The following is an 18,368-nucleotide window of genomic DNA, read 5'->3' as shown; positions in this document are numbered from 1 at the left end:
GCCCGGCGGACGGCCCGGCGGCGAGGGCGCCGCGGCCCGCGGCGGGCCGCGCGCCCTCCCCGGCGACGGGGGCGGTCTCGTCGAGCAGCGCGGTCAGGGAGCCCGGCGCGACGCCGAGGACGTCCTCGAGGGACTCGACGACGGCGCGCGAGCGGGGCCGGCTGCGGCCCCGCTGCCAGTAGCTGAGGGTGGCGACGCTGACCGTCAGCCCGCTGCGCTCCAGCCGGTGCCGGACGCGTTCCAGGGTCAGGCCGCTGGCCTGGATGGCCTGCCGCAACGCCCCGGCGAATTCCACGGCCCGGATGCTACCGTTCCGGACCGTTCCCGTCAGGTATCGGGGAGTAATCGGGCAGGGAACAACAAACCGCTAGAACAGGATGGACATGAACGATCCGGTCTCCACGAAGCCCACCCGGCGGTAAGCGGCCCGCGCCCGGACGTTGTAGTCGTTGACGTACAGCGACACCGTCGGCGCGATCGTGCGCAGCGACTCGGCGACCACCGCCGCCATCCCGGACACCGACAGGCCCCGGCCGCGCATATCCGGCGGGACCCACACACCCTGCACCTGGCAGGCGTGCGGCGTCACCGCGCCGATCTCGGCCTTGAACAGGACGCGGCCGTCCTCGATCCGGGCGAACGCGCGCCCGTCCCGGATCAGCTCCGCGACCCGCGACCGGTACAGCACTCCCCCGTCGCCGGCGTTGGGCGAGACCCCGACCTCCTCGGTGAACATCGACACGCACGCCGGGTAAACGATGTCGAACTCGTCCATCCGCACCCGCCGGACGGCCCGGTCGGGCTCGACGTCCGGGAGCGACGACGTCGCCATCACCGGCTGCACCGCCCGCACCGCGCGCGGCGGCCCCCAGTACGGTTCGAGGATCCGCCACAGCGGGGCGACCGCGTCGACCGGCCCGACGATGGACGAGCAGCGCCGCCCCTGCGCCCGCGCCCGCTCGCCGAACGCGCGGACGGCGTCCGGGCAGGCGGCGACCGGGATCAGGTTCGCGCCCGAGTAGCACAGCGACGCGAGCCGCCCGTCGCGCAGGTAGCCCCACATCTGGGCACCGAGCCGCCGCGGGTCGAGCCCGGCGGCGTGCACCCGCGAGCCGACGAACACGTTCGCGACGGGGTCGGCGTCGAGGATCGCCAGCGCGTCGCGCCGGTGCCGGTCGTCCAGCACCCGCACGGGCGCCGAGCCGAGCATGCGCACCGCTACCCGCCCCGGGCCGGGGACGTCCCCCGCACGGCGGCCCTCACCACTGAAAGCACCACGTGACCAAGCCTATGCGGTCCCGGCTCCGATCACCTCAACCGCCTCCCGCCCGGCCGCCCGCCCCGTCGCCGCTCAGGCGGCGGGCTCGCGCGGCTTCCCCGGCCGCTCCCGCTCCGCCGGGGCGGGCGGCGGGCCCGCCGCGCACGTCGCGTCCGGGCCGGGACGGCTCGCGGGGACCTCGCCGCGGGAGAGGTACGCGGCGACGGCCCGGTCGACGCAGGCGTCGCCGGTCAGCGTGACCCCGTGGTTCCCGCCGCCCTCCTGCACCAGCAGCCGGGACGTGGGGAACCGGAGGTGCGTCTCCTCCGCTCCCGGGTACGGGGTCGCGGCGTCCTCGGTCGCCTGGACGAGCAGGATCGGCGGCATCGACTCGCTCCCCCACACGTCCGGGCGCGGCCCGCCGCCCGCCGCCCAGAACGCGCACGGCGCGTTGTACCAGGTGTTGCTCCAGGTCTCGAAGCGGTGTCCCGTCCGGTACAGGCGCTCGGCGTCGGCGCGCCAGCGGGACCAGTCGCGCGGCCACGGCGCGTCCCGGCACTCCACGGCGGTGTAGACGGCGTAGCCGTTGAGGTCGAGCCGGGTCGGCGGCTCCCAGGCGGCGCGGAGCGGGGCGGGGTCGCCGCGGACGACGTAGGCCGACAGGGCGCGCGCGTGGGCGTCCCACGTGTGCTGGGCGTAGCCGTCGGCGAGGAAGAGCCCGTCGAGTTCGGCGGGGCCGATCCGGCCGCCGATCGGGTCCGCCTTCAGTTCGGCGCGCGCCCCGTCGTAGGCGGCGCGGACGTCCGCGGCGGTCTCCCCGAGCCGGTAGGTCGCGTGGTGGCGGGCGACCCAGGCGAAGAAGGCGCCGATACGTTCCTCGAACGCGATGTTCTGGTCGAGGTTGTTGCGGTACCAGGCGCCGCTCGGCCGGGGAATGCTGTCGAGGACCATCCGGTCGACGCGGTGGGGGAACATCGTCGCGTAGACCGCGCCCAGGTAGGCGCCGTAGGAGTAGCCGAAGTAGTCGAGCGTCTCCCGGCCGAGGGCGCGGCGGATCGCGTCGAGGTCGCGGGCCCCGTCGGCGGTGCCCATGTGCGGCAGCATCGCGCCGTGCTCCGCGGCGCAGGAGCGTGCGAAGGCGCGGGCCCGCTCGACCCACGCCCGTTCCTCCGCCGCGTTCGCGGGGACGGGGTCGGGCATCGCGCGCCCCGGGTTCCGGTAGCTCTCGTCGCAGGTCAGGGAGGGCTCGCTGGCCCCGACGCCGCGCGGGTCGAACCCGATCCAGTCGTAGGACGCGGCGACGTCGTCCGGCATCGCGGACGAGAACAGGGCGGGGAGGTCGCGCCCGTGCGCGCCCGGGCCGCCCCGGTTCAGCAGGACGGCGCCCTTGGACTCGGGGGCGGTGTGCGGGGCGCGGCTCAGCGCGAGCGTGATCTGCCTCCCGCCTGGACGGTCGTGGTCGAGCGGGACGCGGAGCTCGGCGCACTGCAGGCGCTTGAGGCGGCCGCCCGCCACGGGGTCGTCGGCCGGGCAGGGCCGCCAGTCGATCCCGGCGGACGGCGCGGCGCGCTCGGCGGACACGGGCGCGACCGACGGGGACGACCCCCCGGTTCCCGCGAGCGCGAGGGCGATCGCGGCGGCGGCCGTCCCGGCGAGCGCCTTCTCGCCGGTCCGGCGGGCCGGGGTGCTGCGGGCTGCGTGGTTCGGCACGTTCGCTTTCTACCGGCCGCGTCCCGGCGGCGCGCCGAACCCGGGATCGCGCGTTTCCGTGCGGAACCGGGAGGTCACGCCCACCCGTGGCCGGGTCGCGGCCGTGCGGCCGCGACCCGGTCACGCGGCGGCTACGGGCGGCCGACCGGAAGGTCCTTGCCCGCGCCGGCACCGGCGGCCTTGAGCTTCATGGCCGTCGGGTCCGGGTCGTTCAGCGCCGGGACGGCGTCGCAGTACGCGTCCGCGCCGCGGCGGCTCTCCGGCAGCGCGCCGGTGTCGAGGTACGCCGCGACCTTGTCGTCGAGGCAGGCGTTGCCGTTGAGGGTGTTGGAGTGGGTCCTGCCGCCGACCTCCAGCACCAGGCGGGACGACGGGAACACCTTGTGCATCGCGTAACCGCCCTCGACCGGGGTCGCCGCGTCCCGCGACGACTGCACCAGCAGGATGCCGGGCAGCTTCCGGTCCCCATCGAGCTTGAACGGGCGCCCGCCCTGGACCGCCCAGAAGTGGATCGGGGCGTTGAACCAGACGTTGGACCAGGTGTTGAAGCGGTAGCCCTGCCGGACGAGCTTCACCGCGTCGTTGTGCCACTTGGACCAGTTGCGCGGCCAGCGGGCGTCCGCCGCCTGCACGGCGTTGTAGACGGCGAACCCGTTGTCGTCACCGCCGTGGCTCAGCCAGCCGAGCAGCCCGGACGGGTCCTCGTCGTTGACCCACGCCGAGAGCGCCGCGCCGAACGGGATGTAGTAGCCGGTGTTGTACCCGGCGCTCAGCACGATGTCGTCCAGCTCGCTGGGGCCGATCTCGCCGCCGATGGGCGACTTCTCGGCGGCGGCCCGCACCTCGTAGTACTTGGCCTCCACCTCGTCGCGGGTGTCGCCGAGGCGGTAGACCGAGTCCCACTTGGCGAGCCACGCGAACCAGGCCCCGATGTTGTGCTCGAACGCCTTGTTCTGCTCGAGCTGCGACTTGTACCAGACGTTCTTCGGGTTGACGTTGCCGTCCATCACCATGCGCTTCACCCGCTCGGGGAAAAGCGTGGCGTAGGTGGCGCCGAGGTAGGTGCCGTAGGAGAAGCCGTACCAGCTGATCTTCTCCTGGCCGAGGGCGCGGCGGATCGCGTCGACGTCGCGGGCGGCGTCGGTGGTGCGCATGTGCGGCAGGAGGTCGCCGAACTTCTCCTCGCAGTCCTGCGCGTACCGCTTCGACTTGGCGAGCCAGGCCCGCTCCTCCCGCCACGACGCGGGCACGTAGTCCGGCCGGATCGGATCGGAGTAGTGCGGGTCGCAGGACAGCCGCGGCTCGCTGGAGCCGACCCCGCGCGGGTCGAACCCGATGATGTCGTACTTGGCGGCGACGTCGGCGTGACCGGTGCCGCCGATCCAGCGGGCGAGCGCGGGCGCGTACGCGAGGCCGCTGCCGCCGGGACCGCCCGGGTTGACGAACAGGACGCCCTGGTAGTTCTCCTCGTCGGTGTGCTTGTAGCGCGACACCGCGATGGAGATCTTCCGGCCGTTCGGCTCGGAGTGGTCCAGCGGGACCTGGACCGTGGCGCACTGGGCGTTGTTCATCGGGTCGTTCGGCCCGCTGACCTCGCACTTGCCCCAGTCGATCGAACCGGGCGCGGCGAGTGCGGCGGCACCGGCCGTCCGGCCGGTGTCCGCGCTCGCGGGAACGGCGGCGCCGAGGCCGCCGGCCGTCACGACCGCGGTGGCCGTGACGAGAAGAACCTTTTTCAAGCTGACCCCCTCAGATCGGCGGCTCCGGGCGCCGCGAGGGCGCCGGAGGGGGAGCTGCGCCGATACGTAGCGGATGCGTGGATTGCGGGGAGATTGTGGCGGTCACGACCCCTTTGGGGGCAGAGGCCGTCACAGAGGGATGCGGAAACGTGACAAGATCATCGAAACTTCGTGATGTTTCCGGAGCGCGCCCGTCAGCGGACGACGTCCGCCTTCGGCAGCGCCGGCTCCGGTGCCCGCATGCCGGTCGGCGGCTTCGCGTTCGCCTCGGCCGGCGGCTTCGGGTCCCCGAGGTCCGGGACGCGGACGATCCGCTCGGCCGGACGCTCGCCGCGCAGGAAGTACGCGTCGAAGTAGGCGTCGACGGCCGCGGAGCCGCGGTGCACGATGCAGTGCGTCCGGTCGCCGTCCTGGACCACCATCCGCGAGCCCTTGAGCCGCTCGTGCAGGTCGAGCGCCCCCTCGTAGGGGGTCGCCGCGTCATGCGTGGACTGGAACATCAGGATGTTGTCCGGCAGGTCCGGATTCGCGCCGACGTCCACCGGCTTGCCCGCCTTCGCGCCCCAGAACAGGCACGGCGCGTTGAACCACGCGTTGCTCCACGTCATGAACGGGTGCTCCGCGTTGATCCGCGAGTTGTCGCGGTACCACTTCCACCAGCTCCGGGGCCACTGCACGTCGGTGCACTCGGTCGCGAGGTACATCGCGTACCCGTTGTCGTCGGCCTCGCCGCTCGTCGGCGAACCGAACGTCCCCGCGAACGCGGCGACGTCCCCGTCCTTGTACGCCGACAGACCGGCCGCGTAGCCGTGCCAGATCGCCTGGCTGCGGCGGTACCCGGCGTTGAGCAGCACGTCTGTCAGCTCTGCCGGGCCGACGGCGAGCTCGGCGCCGCTCTCCGGATCGGTGTGGCGGACGGGCTTCCTCCTGAGCTCGTCGCGCAGGTCGTAGAAGAAGTCGCGGACCTCTTTCCGCGTGTCGCCGAGGTGGTAGACGTCGTCGTACCGGGCGATCCATCCGAAGTAGTACTCGATGTTCTCGTCGAACGCGATGTCCTGGTTCAGGTTCGCCTCGTACCAGACGTCCGACGGGCCGACGTTGCCGTCCAGCACCATCTTGTCGACGCGCTTCGGGTAGACGGTCGCGTAGGACGACCCGAGGTACGTGCCGTAGGAGGCGCCGTAGTAGTCGAGCTTCTCGTTGCCCAGCGCCTTGCGGATCGTCTCCAGGTCGTGGACGGAGTCGATCGTCTTGACGTGGTCGAGCAGCCCGATCTCGTCCGCGCGCTCGCAGTCGCGGGCGTACCCGGCCGAGCGCCACAGCCAGGTGGCGACCGCGCCGATCTCGCCCTCCCCGTACGCGGGGCGCGGCGCGTTCGTGTACGTCTTGTCGCAGCTCAGCGCGGGCTCGCTCATGCCGACGCCGCGCGGGTCGAACCCGATGACGTTGTACGCCTCCCGCATCTCCGGCGAGTTCTGCGCGAACACGCGCGGGCCGAACAGCGCGCCGCCGCCGCCCGGCCCGCCCGGGTTGACGACGATGTCGCCCTTGGCGGGACCGTCGCCGGTGTGCGGCGTCTTGGTGAGCTGAAGCGTGATCTTCGTGCCGGACGGCTTCTCGTGGTCGAGCGGCACCTGAAGCTCGGCGCACCGCACGGTCTTCGAGACCGGGTACAGCGGGTCGTAGGCCGAGCGCACCGTCTCCACGAAGTCCGCGGGGCAGGCGTGCCAGTCCAGCGCGGCGGGGTCGAATCCTCCGGCCGGCCCGGCGGGCGGGCTCGCGGCCTGCGCGCTTGTGGCGCCCAGCCCGCTGAGACCGAGCGCGGCCAGTGCGGCCGCGACGACGATCTTCTTCACAAATCCCCCTAACGTGCCAGCTCGGTCGAGCCGGACATATGGGTAAATGAGTGAAGATTGTTGCGACGCTCACGTCGGCGCGGACAGGCCCGCCACAAGGTGGTGACCCAATCGTGACGAGATCACCGGAACCTCGTGACGGCCCCGGACGTTCCGGTCTCCGGGCATGAAAAAGCCCCCGGAGCGGGATCCGGGGGCCTTCGCGCCGGTCGGCCGACGATCGGCGGGCGCGGGTCAGCTCACGACGACCTCGGCGCCGGGCCCGGACACCGAACCGTCCTCGCCGATCTCGATGCCCATGTCCTCGGCGATCCGCATGGCCTCCTCGATCAGCGTCTCGACGATCTGCGCCTCCGGGACGGTCTTGACGACCTCGCCCTTGACGAAGATCTGGCCCTTGCCGTTGCCGGACGCCACTCCGAGGTCGGCCTCGCGGGCCTCGCCCGGGCCGTTCACGACGCAGCCCATGACCGCGACGCGCAGCGGGACCGGGAAGTCCTTCAGCCCCGCCGTGACCTGCTCGGCCAGCGTGTAGACGTCCACCTGCGCGCGTCCGCAGGAGGGGCAGGACACGATCTCCAGGCCGCGCTGCCGCAGCCCCAGCGCCTCCAGGATCGCCGTGCCGACCTTGACCTCCTCGACCGGCGGCGCCGACAGCGACACCCGGATCGTGTCGCCGATGCCCTGGCTCAGCAGCGCGCCGAACGCCACCGAGGACTTGATCGTCCCCTGGAACGCCGGGCCCGCCTCGGTGACGCCGAGGTGCAGCGGGTAGTCGCAGGCGGCGGCGAGCTGCCGGTACGCCTCGATCATCACGACCGGGTCGTTGTGCTTCACGGAGATCTTGATGTCGCGGAAGCCGTGCTCCTCGAACAGCGAGCACTCCCACAGCGCCGACTCGACCAGCGCCTCGGGGGTGGCCTTGCCGTACTTCTCCAGCAGCCGCTTGTCGAGCGAGCCGGCGTTGACGCCGATACGGATCGGCACCCCGGCCTCGGACGCCGCCTTGGCGATCTCCCCGACCTTGTCGTCGAACTTCTTGATGTTGCCCGGGTTGACCCGGACGGCCGCGCAGCCCGCGTCGATCGCGGCGAACACGTACTTCGGCTGGAAGTGGATGTCGGCGATGACCGGGATCGGCGACTTGCGGGCGATCGCGGGCAGCGCCTCGGCGTCGTCCTGCGACGGGCAGGCGACCCGGACGATCTGGCAGCCGGACGCGGCCAGCTCCGCGATCTGCTGCAGCGTGGCGTTCACATCGGCGGTCAGCGTCGTGGTCATCGACTGCACCGACACCGGCGCGTCGCCCCCCACCGGCACGTTCCCCACCATGATCTGACGGGACTTGCGGCGCGGCGCGGCCGCGGACCCCGCTTCCTGCCCGTCACGGACCGTAGGAATTCCCAGTGAAACGCTCATCCCTCTCCTCTGTTCGCCTCTGCTCGCCCGGAGACGCTCTCGGCCCCCCGCAGAGAAGGCGGGCGCCCCTCACGTGACACGGCCGCCGGCCCGTACAAGCCTAGGCGCCCGGGGCGAATGCGGTGACGGCGACCGGCACGTAATAGTGTGACCATTCCGCTACGTACGGTAAACCTCCAGGGTCACCACCGGATCATTCGGGCAGCTCCAGAGGGTTGAAAAGGTCCGCCAGAATCAGCAGCACCCCGAAGCCCACCAGAAGTAGGACCGCCAGGTAGGTGAGGGGCAGCAGTTTCGTGATGTCGACCGTGCCGGGGTCCGGACGGCCGCGCAGCCGCGCCAGCCACGCGCGTGCGCGCTCGTACCCGACGACCGCGAGATGCCCGCCGTCCAGCGGCAGCAGCGGCACGACGTTCAGCGCGCCGAGGAAGATGTTCAGCGAGACGACGAGCGACAGGAACAGCGCGACCTTGTCGCGGGCCGAGTCGTCCGACGCGAAGATCTGCCCGGACACGTCCGTCGCGCCGACGACGCTGCCCACCTGCCCGCCGGGCGAGCTGGCCCGCTCGTCCGAGAACAGGTTCGGGAGCGCCGACGGCAGGTCCACCACGACCCGGCCGATGGCCTCGAGCGTCGCCGCGACCCCGCGCCCGGCGAACACCGCCGCGTTGATCGGGCCCACCCGCTCGTACCCGGCCCCCGTCACGCGCGCGGACATCCCGACGAACGGTTCCCCGCCGACCTCCGCGAGCCGCAGCCGCAACGTCACCGGTTCGGGCGAGCCCCGCCGCTCGACCGTCATGGTGACCGTCCGCCCGGTCCCGGCGCGGTCGATGGCCCGCGTCAGCTCCCGCCAGCCGCCGACCGGGGCGCCGTCGAACGCGACGACCCGGTCGCCCGCCCGCAGGCCCGCGCGGGCCGCCGGGGACGGCGGACGGTCCGGGCCGCACTCGGCGCCCGCCCCGGCGGGCACGCACGCCGACACCCGGTCGACGGTCGTGGTCACGGTCCCGGGGTCGCGGATCCCGAGCGTCATCGCCATCACCATGAGCAGCAGGAACGCGAACACGAAGTTGGCGGCGACGCCCGCGGCGATCACGATCGCGCGGCGGCCGGCGGGCTGCCGGTAGAACGCGCGGGGCCGGTCCGCCGGATCGAGCTTCTCCAGCGGCGTGTAGCCGACGATCTTGACGAAGCCGCCCAGCGGGACCGCCTTCACGCCGTACTCGGTCTCGCCGCGCCGCCGCGACCACAGCGTCGGCCCGAACCCGACGAAGTACTGGGTGGCCTTCATCCCGAACCGCTTCGCGGTCAGCAGGTGCCCGGCCTCGTGCAGCATCACCGACGCGAGCAGCGCGACCACGAAGGCGAGCGCGCCGAGGAGAAAGGCCATCCGGGCCCCCTTCGGGGTCGTCCCCCGGACGGACCGAGGGTCAGTGGAGTCCGATCACTTCCCCGGTACGGGTCCGCGCCCACGCGTCGGCGGCGAGGACGTCGTCGACCGTCAGGCCCGCCGGCGACCCGGCGGACCCCGGGCCGCCCGGGTCGTGCTCGTCCAGTACCCGCGCGATCGTGTCGACTATCCCGAGGAACGGGAGCCGTCCCGCGCGGAACGCCTCCACGCATTCCTCGTTGGCCGCGTTGTAAACGGCGGGCGCGGTGCCGCCCCGCTCCCCCGCGTCCCGCGCCAGCCGCACGGCCGGGAACGCCTCGTCGTCCAGCGGGAACAGCTCCCACGTGTGCGCCTTCGTCCAGTCGACGCCCGGGGCGGCGTCGGGGACGCGGTCGGGCCAGTTCATCCCGAGCGCGATCGGCAGCCGCATGTCGGGCGGGCTCGTCTGCGCGAGCGTGGACCCGTCGGTGAACTCGACCATCGAGTGGATCACCGACTGCGGGTGCACCATCACCTCGATGCGGTCCATCGGGACGTCGAACAGCAGATGGGCCTCGATGACCTCCAGGCCCTTGTTGACGAGGGTCGCGCAGTTGATCGTGACGACCGGGCCCATGTCCCACGTCGGGTGATCGAGCGCCTGCTCGGGCGTGACGTCCGCGAGCTCGGCGCGGGTGCGGCCCCGGAACGGGCCGCCGCTCGCCGTCAGCACCAGCCGCCGCACCTCCTCGGGACGGCCGCCGCGCAGGCACTGCGCCAGCGCCGAGTGCTCGGAGTCGACGGGGACGAGCTGCCCGGGCCGGGCCCGCTCCTTCACCAGCGGGCCGCCGATGATGAGCGACTCCTTGTTGGCGAGCGCCAGCGTCCGTCCCGCGTCGAGCGCGGCGAGCGTGGACGCCAGGCCGAGCGCGCCCGTGACGCCGTTCAGCACCACGTCGCACTGCCATCCGGCGACCTCGGCGACCGCGTCCGGACCGGCCACGATCTTCGGGATGGGGTACTCGCCGGCGGCGTAGCCGCGGCGCTTGGCCTCGGCGTAGAAGGCGAGCTGCAGCTCCTGCGCGGCGGACGCCTTCGCGACGGCGACGATCTCGGGCCGGAACTCCAGCGCCTGCTCGGCCAGCAGCCCGACCCGGCCGCCCCCGGCGGCCAGGCCCGTCACCCGGAACCGGCCGGGGTTGCGGCGGATCACGTCGAGGGCCTGGGTGCCGATCGAACCGGTGGAGCCGAGGACGACGACGTCACGGGCGCCCGCGTCAGAGAGAGTCATCACGGTCCCATTCTCGCGCATGCGAATTCGGCTGCGCGAAGTCGACTACGGGACGTCGACTACGGGACCTCGACTACGGAGGGTCGCCGGTGCTCGGCCGCCGCTGCTCACCCGTCACCGCGGGGTCCCGGGAGGAGCGGGAGCCGGAGGACGAACCGGGCGCCGCGTGCTTCGCGGCCGGTGCCGCCCCCGGTGTCGGCGGCGTAGAGGCGGCCGCCGTGCGACACCGCGGTCGCGCGCGCGACCGCCAGCCCGAGGCCGCTGCCGCCCTCGACCCGGCTGCGGGCGCTGTCCAGGCGGGTGAACCGCTCGAAGACGCGGTCGCGGTCGGCGGGCGGGATGCCGGGCCCGTCGTCGCGGACCTCCACGACGGCCTCCGCCCCGTCCCGGCGCACCTCGACCTCGATGAGCCCGGCCGCGTGCCGCTCGGCGTTGGCGAGCAGGTTGACCAGCAGCCTGCCGAGGCGGATCGGGTTGCCCTCGACCATGACTCCGGTCTCGACCTTCGCGGTGAGCGGGACGGGCGCGGTGCGGACGGCGAGTTCCGACTCGACGAGCGCCCCGATGTCGACCGGCTCGCGGGCCGGCTCCTCCCCGGCGTCCAGGCGGGCCAGCGCGAGGAGGTCGTCGACGATCCGGTGCAGCCGCTCGACGTCCCGCAGCGCGCCGTTCAGCGTTTCGGGGAGCTCGGCGTCGCCGGGCGCGGCCAGCGCCAGCTCGATGCGGGTGCGCAGCCCGGTCAGCGGGGTGCGCAGCTCGTGCGAGGCGTCCGCGATGAAGGTGCGCCGCTGCCGGGCCGAGCGCTCCAGCCGGTCGAGGACGCCGTTGACCCGGGCGGCGAGCCGTGCGGCGGCGTCGCCGGTGGGCGGCACGTCCACCCGGCGGGACGCGTCCGCCGTCTCGAGGATCTCCGCCATCTCCGTCTCGGCCTCCGCCACCGGGCACAGCGCGCGCTCGGCCGCGCGGCGGGCGGCCCAGGCGGTGAGGACGAGCGCGGCGGCGAACAGCGCGGCCATGACGGGCGCGAGGACGCTCCAGCGGGCGTCCGCGGACACGTGCAGGACGACCGCCGCCGCGACCGTCCCGAGCAGCAGCGACGGCCCCGCCACCGCGAGCGCGCCCACCGTTCCGCGCGCCGGTGCGGAACGCGGCCGGTGCATCCGGCCTTCGGCTTTCCGGACCGACATGTCTCCTTTGTACGTATTCCAGGGCAAAGGAGACATTCGCCGACCGTATGGGCCGGGCTGATCTTCTGCCCGGCTCCCGCCCGCCGTGCCCGGCGGGCGGCTCGGGAGCCTTTGCCGCGCTTTTCACCTTCACTAGCTGGGACAACACACTCCCCGGCCTATAAAGGAGTCACGTGAAGCCGACTCCCGCGAGGGGATGGGACATGGGCCAGGCGGGCGACCCGACGTTCGACCCGGCGCCGCTGGACTCAGCGCAGCGCCAGGGAGACGCCTGCGTCGCCTGCGGCAAGAGATGGCCCCGGCCGCGCGTCCGCGTCGGCCGCCTGCCGGATTCGACCGGGGTGTTCGCGTGCGACGACTGCGCACCCGCCCCGCCGGTACCCCGCCCGCGGCGGGGCCCGGGGGAACCGCGCTTCACGGGCGCCGGATCGGTCGGAGAGCCGAACCCGGCGCCGGCGACGGCCCTGCACGCCGCCGTCGCCATGGAGTCTCTCCAGGGAGAAGGGTGACCCGGGCCTTCGGGGGGAAGCCCGGGGCCACCCGAGAGGCGCGCCCGGCTGGGGGCGGTCGGGCGCGCCGGAGAGACCTCTGACGGCCTCCCCGGACCGCTACCGCCCCGCCGACACCGCCCCGCCGACACCGCCCCGTCTCCTACAGCTTCGTCGACTCGATCCAGGTCCGCGTCCACTCCGCGTAGCTGGTGCAGCGGGCCTCGTCCGGTTTCCCGTCCCCGGCGTCCTCGCCCGGCTCGCGGCCGCAGTCCGCGCGCGGCGTGTGCGCGAAGATCACGTCGTCCAGGTACTCGCGGTCGCCGACGCGGTAGGCGCTGCAGAAGCCCGGCCGGAGCCGGTCGCCCGAGCACGCCTGCGGGTTGGCGGGGGCGACGCCCGTCCACTCGGCCACCTGCTGCTGGACGTCCGGGGACGCCGTCCACTGCAGCCACTGGTACATGCAGTTCGGGTGCTGCGCCCGTGCACTGATCATCCAGGCGTCCATCCACCCGGTCACGCCCTCCGCCGGGACGGCGCCGCGCACCGGCTGCGACGCCCGGTTCAGGACGTCCACGTGGTACGGCCACGCCTGCCCCAGGACGGCGCCGCCCGCGGCGAACGCGCTGACGGCGTCCGCGGGCAGCTCCCAGTACTCGGCGACGTGCGGGCGCTGCTCCTCGAGGACCCGCCCGGCGGCGGCGAGCTGCTCGGGGGTCAGCGCGTACGGGTCGTCGACGCCGAGGCCGGGCTCGGCGCCCTTGAGGTACAGCGCGGCCTCGGCGATCGACAGCGGGCTGTCGCGCATGACGAGCTCGCCCGAGTACCGGCGTGCCCGGTCGGGGTCGAAGAGCGCGGCCCAGCTCGACGGCTGCGGCACCGACCGCGTGTCGTGGACGAGCAGGTTCGAGCCCCACACGTACGGGACGCCGAAGTACGTGCCGTCCCGTTCGAGCAGGTCGCGCAGGGCCGGTTCGAGCTTCTTGTAGCCGTCGACGAGGTCGGTGTTCACCGGGACGACCTGGTTCTCGGCGATCAGCCGCCCGGCGACCTCGGGGGGCGCGGCGACGCCGTCGTAGTGCCGGCCCTCGTCGCGCATCAGGTCGGCCATCTCGTGCGGGGTCGTGACGACCTTCCAGCCGATCTTGCAGCCGGTGCGCTCCTCGAACGGGGTGACCCAGTCGACGCGCGGGTCGGTGCCGCCGTTCTCGATATAGCCCGGCAGCGTCACGAGGTTGAGGACGCCCTCGCCGGGACCGAGCGTGCTCGCGACCTTCGCGATCCCGACCGGTTCCCGTTCCGCCTCGCCGCCGCTGCACGCGACGAGCCCCGCCGTCGCCAGCACCGCGGTCGTCCCCAGGGCCGCCAGCACCTTGGCGCGCACCCCGTCCAGCAGGCGCGTGTTCGTCAGGCGCGTGCCCGTCAGCCGCATGTCGCTCCCAGTTCGCCTCGCGGGTCCGCTCCCCCGGATTCGCGAACGTCCCCGTCGGCGCAGCGTAGCGCCTCCGCGGCGGGGCGGCGGGCCGTCCCGGGACGAGCGGGCGCGGCGCACCGGGCCGTCCTTTTCCTCGGACGGACGATGCCCGGCGAAGGAATCGCCGCCCCTTCGTCGCCCGAGCCGCCGCCCGGTTTTTCAATGGACCGGAACAACGCGCAACACGAACGGCGCGACGTCCCCTAATGCGATCAGATCGGCGGAACCCGGTCAGCCGATGCCCGCGGCGACCATTCACCGCCATTTACCGACGACGTTTCCCGGCGTTTCCGCGCGGGAGGCCCGCCACGGCCCCGGGGGACGGCTCCGGCGTCCGCGCCGCACACGGGGTGCTCCGGCGGGGGATGCGGCGCGGCGGTCGTCCTGCCCGGGGCCGTGGCGGCACCGGCGGGCGCGGCGGGGTGGGGAACGGCGGTCACCCTGCGGTGCCGCCCGGCCACGCGATCGCCGGCGCCCGGCGGAACGGTGACGGCGCGGTGCCCTCGAGCCGGAGGAGGTTCGAGGGGCGCCGCGCGTCCCGCCGGGTGTCGCCGGGGGACGGCCGGCGTCCGTCCGCGTCGTGGCGCGGGGGCCGCCGCGGTGTCCGCCGGATCGTCTCGATCCGCGCGATCAGGGCCTGCGGGGTGTCGGCCTCCAGGAAGTCGCCGACGTCCAGCTCGCGGGGCGGCAGCGCCCACCAGCGGCGGGTGCACGAACCGAACCAGAAGGTCCAGCCCGGAAAGCGCCGTCCGAGCGCGTCGACCTCTGCGGCATGGTCGTCTGCGGTCATTGCGCGGCTCCCTGCGCCGGCCCCGCGGTCACGGTTGCCACCGGGCCCTGACTTTCATTTTCGCGTCATTTAATTGAGACAGTCAGATTGTGTCGCCGGACACAGAACGAGTCAATGGAAGTGGATATTATTCGCGGCCGCCACCGACCCGTAAGAAGGCGACGGGAACACGGCCGGGCACGTCCCCGCCGAGTGTCGGGCGGCACGGGCCCGTCCGCCGCCCGAACCCGCCGGTACCGACATCGTGTAAGGCGGTGGTCGGCGCCGTTGACACTGTGCCGGTAGAGTCGGCGTGATGCTGCCCACCGTCGACGACGTGCTCCGGCTCGACGCGGTCCGCCGCTGCCGGCCGCGCGTCGTCGCGGGCGCGGACCGCACCGGCGGGCGCGTCCGCTGGGTGCACGTCGCCGAGGTCACCGACATCGCGCACCTGCTGCGCGGCGGCGAACTGGTCCTCACCACCGGCATCGCGCTGCCCGACGACCCCGGCCGGCTGCGCGCCTACATCGCCGACCTCGCCGAGGTCGGGGTGAGCGGGCTGATGATCGAGCTGGGCCGCCGGTACGCCACCGCGCTGCCCGCCCCGCTGCTGGACGCCGCCGAACGGCACGGCCTCCCGGTGATCGTGCTCGCGCACGAGCCGGTGTTCGTCGACATCACCGAGGCCGTGCACGCGCGGATCGTCCAGGAGCAGTTCGCGGAGCTGCGGGAGTCGGAGCGGCTGCACGAGACCTTCACGCGGCTGTCGGTCGAGGGCGCCTCCACCGACGAGGTCGTCCGGCGGGTCGCCGCGCTCGCCGGGCACCCGGTCGTCCTGGAGAACCTGTCGCACCGGGTGCTGGCCGCCGACGCGGGCGGCGCCGACCCGGCGGAGGTGCTGGCGGCGTGGGAGACGCGGTCCCGCGCCGTCCGGCCCGGCGGCCGCACCGGCTACGACGAGACGTCCGGGTGGCTGACGACCGTGGTGGGCGCGCGCGGCGAGGACTGGGGACGGCTGATCATCGTCCTCGGGGCGCCGCCCACGCCGCGCGAGACCGTCCTGATCGAGCGGGCCGCGACCACGCTCGCGCTCGGCCGGCTGCTCGACCGGCACGCCGAGAGCCTCGAACGGCAGGCGCACGGGACGATCATCGCCCGCATCATCGCGGACGCCCACTCCGATCCGCAGGAGGCGGCCGCCCGCGCCCGCGCGCTGGGGGTTCCGCTGACCGGGCGCCGGCTGTTCGGCGCCGTGCTGCGGCAGCGCGGCCCCGCGGGGCCGGCGCCGCCCGTCGGGGAGCTGTCCCAGCTCGCCGAGACCACCGCCGCCGCCTGCCGGCAGGCGCGGCTCGCCGCGCTCGTCGGCGTGCTGGACGAGGGCGGCCCGCAGGCCCGCGTCGGGGTGCTCGCGTCGCTGCCCGCCCGCGCGGACGCCGAGACCGCGCTCACCGAGATCGCCGCGCTCCTGCGCAAGCAGTCGGTGCACGACGGCGTCCTCGCCGCCGGATCCGTCGTCGAGACGATCCGCGACGTGCGCCGCTCGTTCCTCGAGGCCGAGCAGGTCGCCGACGTCGCCGCCCGCGGCCCCGGCGACCGCCCGTTCTACCGGCTGCCCGACCTGCGGCTGCGCGGCCTGCTCCATCTGCTGCGCGACGACGCCCGCGTGCAGACGTTCGTCGAGCGGGAGCTCGGCCCCCTGCTGCGGCACGACGCCGCCCGCGGCACCGACCTCGCCCGCGTCCTGGAGCTCTACCTGGAGTGCGGGCGCAACAAGGCCGAGGCGGCCCAGCGCGCCCACCTGTCGCGTCCCGCCCTCTACGAGCGCCTCCGCCGCATCGGGCGCGTCCTGGACGCCGATCTCGACGACGTCGAGTCCTGCGTGTCGCTGCACGTGGCGCTGCTCGCGCTCGGCTCCGTCCGCTGGGAGCGGCCCTGAGGACGGCTCACCTGCGGCCGAGCAGGCGGAGCAGGTCGGGGTCGGTGGCGAACAGCCGGTCCAGTTCGGCGGCGCCCACCCGGTCGGCGAGGATCTGCAGCACGATGTCCTGCCGGACGTACTCGGCGGCCATCAGCGCGACCGCCGGGTCCGCGGTGTAGATGCCCCACGCCGCGCCTTCGGCGAACCCGCCCACCACGGCCTCGCGCCGGTCGCCGACGACCACGATCAGCCGGTAGCCGAGGTCTTCCAGGACGGCCTCGGGCGCGGAGTACCGGTGCCGGTGGACGCGCGCGCCCGCGGCGGGCCCGGCGTCCTCCCCGAACGCGACGACCGAGACGTCCACGCCCCGCCCGGCGGCCTCCTCGACCGGGCCGCGCAGCCGCCGCATCTCCGCGGGCCAGATCGAGACGAACAGGTCGCGGCGGGCCGCCGCGACGACGTCCCCGGCCCGGTCGAGCATCGCCTCGGCGTCCTTGAGCCCGTGGATCGGCGGCGCCTCCGGCGCGGCGGCGACCGCGGGCAGCGCCGTCCGCAGCGCCGCGACCGACCCGTCGAACTCGCGGCGCATCCGGTCCAGCAGCGACTCGGGCGGCAGCGGCAGGTACTCGGTGGCGTCGGACGAGCCGCGCACCTCGTACGCGGCGCCGCGCGCCACCAGCTTGCCCAGCGTCTCGTACACGGTGCTGCGCGGGACCCCGGACCGCTTCGCGACCTCGTACCCGTTGACGGGCCGGCCCGCCGCGACGAGCGCGACGTAGGCCTTGGCCTCGTAACCCGGCATGCCCAGCCGCCGGAGGTGCTCCAAGACGTCCCGCATGCTCACCGCCGACATGCTACGCCCCCGGCCCGCCCGCCCGGCGGCGCGCCGCCGGGCTCTTACCGCTCCCCCGACCCGGCTGTAAGCGAACACTGACCCCGGGCGCGGGCGGTCGTTCCGGCTCCCTTACGATGCGCGCCATGCCCTCCAGAGACGACCGGTCCTCCCCGTCCCGCCGGGCTTCCGGATCCGGCCGGGCCTCCCCCTCCGGCTGGACGCCGCCGCCGGACGCGCTCGTCCGCGCGGCGAGCCTGGCCCTCGAACCCTGGCGCGCGTGGACCTCGCCCGTGTTCCACGGCCTGCACCACGTTCCGGCCGATGGGCCCGCGATGCTCGTCGGCAACCACACCGTCTACGGCGTGCTGGACGCCCCGCTGATCTTCTTCGAGATCCATCGGCGCCACGGGGTGTGGGCGCGCTCGCTCGCCGACCACGTGCACTGGCTCGTCCCCGGCTGGCGCACGATCATGGAGGTCGGCGGGGCGGTGGACGGCACCCCCGGCAACTGCCGCGAGCTGCTGCGGGCCGGGCAGCCGGTCGTCGTCTTCCCGGGCGGCGCCCGCGAGGTCACCCGCGCCCGCGAGGACCGGTACCGGCTGCAGTGGGACGGCCGGCTCGGCTTCGCCCGGCTGGCCGTCGAGGCGGGCTGCCCCATCGTCCCGTTCGGTTCCGTCGGCGCCGAGGAGATGTTCACGCCCGTCGTCGACTCCCGCAGCCCGCTGCTCGCGCCCGCCCGCGCGCTCGGCCGGGCCGTCCTCGGCGAGCGGGGCGCCCGCGACGACGTCCTGATGCCGCTGTCGCGGGGCATCGGCCCCACGCCCGTCCCGCGGCCCGAACGGCTCTACTTCCGCTTCGGGCCGCCCATCGACACCACGCCCTGGGCGGGCCGCGAGGGCGACGACCGGGCCGTCGCCGAGGTCCGCGACCTGACCCGCACGGCGGTCTCCGGGATCATCGACGGGCTCCGCGCCGAGCAGGCCGCCGACCCGGGGCGCACGCCGCGGCGCCGCGCCGCCCGCCGCGCCGCCGCGCTCGTCCTGCGCGAGCCC

Annotated in this window: 14 protein-coding genes; 2 read left to right on the top strand and 12 right to left on the bottom strand. The window is 74.2% G+C overall.

The window, feature by feature from the left end; translation table 11 throughout:
• From ACFQ11_RS32770 to ACFQ11_RS32720, 11 genes are all read right to left on the bottom strand, one after another.
• On the bottom strand, positions 1-295 hold a 295-nt coding region (locus tag ACFQ11_RS32770), incomplete at its 3' end, for a helix-turn-helix domain-containing protein (RefSeq protein WP_378305833.1).
• 72 nt (positions 296-367) lie between these two features.
• Positions 368-1,210 carry a GNAT family N-acetyltransferase gene (locus tag ACFQ11_RS32765; RefSeq protein ID WP_378305837.1) on the bottom strand — a complete coding sequence of 281 codons (843 nt, stop codon included), beginning with the start codon at positions 1,208-1,210 and terminating at the stop codon, positions 368-370.
• Positions 1,211-1,351: 141 nt separating this feature from the next.
• Complete coding sequence (locus ACFQ11_RS32760) at positions 1,352-2,968, bottom strand: alpha/beta hydrolase (RefSeq protein WP_378305831.1); 1,617 nt, start codon at positions 2,966-2,968, stop codon at positions 1,352-1,354.
• Positions 2,969-3,099: 131 nt separating this feature from the next.
• The gene (locus ACFQ11_RS32755; protein ID WP_378305829.1) at positions 3,100-4,707 is read right to left on the bottom strand and encodes an alpha/beta fold hydrolase; all 1,608 of its coding nucleotides are present in this window, start codon (positions 4,705-4,707) and stop codon (positions 3,100-3,102) included.
• A gap of 194 nt (positions 4,708-4,901) precedes the next feature.
• Entirely contained in the window at positions 4,902-6,563 is a 1,662-nt protein-coding gene (locus ACFQ11_RS32750; protein ID WP_378305826.1) for an alpha/beta hydrolase, read from the bottom strand.
• Positions 6,564-6,797: 234 nt separating this feature from the next.
• Positions 6,798-7,982: a flavodoxin-dependent (E)-4-hydroxy-3-methylbut-2-enyl-diphosphate synthase gene (gene ispG / locus ACFQ11_RS32745; protein ID WP_378305824.1), complete on the bottom strand. Its 1,185-nt coding sequence runs from the start codon at positions 7,980-7,982 to the stop codon at positions 6,798-6,800.
• A gap of 193 nt (positions 7,983-8,175) precedes the next feature.
• A complete protein-coding gene (locus tag ACFQ11_RS32740) occupies positions 8,176-9,375 on the bottom strand; it encodes a M50 family metallopeptidase (protein WP_378305822.1) in 1,200 nt (399 codons plus the stop codon).
• A 40-nt stretch (positions 9,376-9,415) separates the two neighbouring features.
• The gene (dxr, locus tag ACFQ11_RS32735; RefSeq protein WP_378305820.1) at positions 9,416-10,645 is read right to left on the bottom strand and encodes a 1-deoxy-D-xylulose-5-phosphate reductoisomerase; all 1,230 of its coding nucleotides are present in this window, start codon (positions 10,643-10,645) and stop codon (positions 9,416-9,418) included.
• Positions 10,646-10,752: 107 nt separating this feature from the next.
• The gene (locus ACFQ11_RS32730; RefSeq protein WP_378305818.1) at positions 10,753-11,832 is read right to left on the bottom strand and encodes a sensor histidine kinase; all 1,080 of its coding nucleotides are present in this window, start codon (positions 11,830-11,832) and stop codon (positions 10,753-10,755) included.
• 651 nt (positions 11,833-12,483) lie between these two features.
• Complete coding sequence (locus ACFQ11_RS32725) at positions 12,484-13,752, bottom strand: ABC transporter substrate-binding protein (RefSeq protein ID WP_378305816.1); 1,269 nt, start codon at positions 13,750-13,752, stop codon at positions 12,484-12,486.
• A 478-nt stretch (positions 13,753-14,230) separates the two neighbouring features.
• Positions 14,231-14,584: a hypothetical protein gene (locus ACFQ11_RS32720; RefSeq protein WP_378305814.1), complete on the bottom strand. Its 354-nt coding sequence runs from the start codon at positions 14,582-14,584 to the stop codon at positions 14,231-14,233.
• A gap of 295 nt (positions 14,585-14,879) precedes the next feature.
• On the opposite strand from ACFQ11_RS32720, the gene ACFQ11_RS32715 reads away from it, so the two are divergent.
• Positions 14,880-16,499: a PucR family transcriptional regulator gene (locus ACFQ11_RS32715; RefSeq protein ID WP_378305812.1), complete on the top strand. Its 1,620-nt coding sequence runs from the start codon at positions 14,880-14,882 to the stop codon at positions 16,497-16,499.
• Positions 16,500-16,506: 7 nt separating this feature from the next.
• Here ACFQ11_RS32715 and ACFQ11_RS32710 read toward each other — a convergent pair whose 3' ends face one another.
• Positions 16,507-17,319: a TrmB family transcriptional regulator gene (locus ACFQ11_RS32710; protein WP_378305835.1), complete on the bottom strand. Its 813-nt coding sequence runs from the start codon at positions 17,317-17,319 to the stop codon at positions 16,507-16,509.
• Between the two features lie 140 nt (positions 17,320-17,459).
• On the opposite strand from ACFQ11_RS32710, the gene ACFQ11_RS32705 reads away from it, so the two are divergent.
• A partial coding sequence (locus tag ACFQ11_RS32705) for a lysophospholipid acyltransferase family protein (protein WP_378305810.1) occupies positions 17,460-18,368 on the top strand: 909 nt, incomplete at its 3' end.

The sequence above is a fragment of the Actinomadura sediminis genome (genome assembly GCF_042675525.1).
Taxonomy (GTDB): domain Bacteria; phylum Actinomycetota; class Actinomycetes; order Streptosporangiales; family Streptosporangiaceae; genus Spirillospora; species Spirillospora sediminis.
The sequence above is the reverse complement of the archived record's forward strand: the minus strand, read 5'-3'. Positions and strand labels throughout refer to the sequence as shown.

Coding starts and splice junctions, on each gene's coding strand:
- ACFQ11_RS32725 (WP_378305816.1), bottom strand. CDS start 13,752: ATGCGGCTGACGGGCACGCGCCTGACGAACACGCGCCTGCTGGACGGG.
- ACFQ11_RS32730 (WP_378305818.1), bottom strand. CDS start 11,832: ATGTCGGTCCGGAAAGCCGAAGGCCGGATGCACCGGCCGCGTTCCGCA.
- ACFQ11_RS32720 (WP_378305814.1), bottom strand. CDS start 14,584: ATGACCGCAGACGACCATGCCGCAGAGGTCGACGCGCTCGGACGGCGC.
- ACFQ11_RS32765 (WP_378305837.1), bottom strand. CDS start 1,210: ATGCTCGGCTCGGCGCCCGTGCGGGTGCTGGACGACCGGCACCGGCGC.
- ACFQ11_RS32740 (WP_378305822.1), bottom strand. CDS start 9,375: ATGGCCTTTCTCCTCGGCGCGCTCGCCTTCGTGGTCGCGCTGCTCGCG.
- ACFQ11_RS32715 (WP_378305812.1), top strand. CDS start 14,880: ATGCTGCCCACCGTCGACGACGTGCTCCGGCTCGACGCGGTCCGCCGC.
- ispG (WP_378305824.1), bottom strand. CDS start 7,982: ATGAGCGTTTCACTGGGAATTCCTACGGTCCGTGACGGGCAGGAAGCG.
- dxr (WP_378305820.1), bottom strand. CDS start 10,645: ATGACTCTCTCTGACGCGGGCGCCCGTGACGTCGTCGTCCTCGGCTCC.
- ACFQ11_RS32710 (WP_378305835.1), bottom strand. CDS start 17,319: ATGCGGGACGTCTTGGAGCACCTCCGGCGGCTGGGCATGCCGGGTTAC.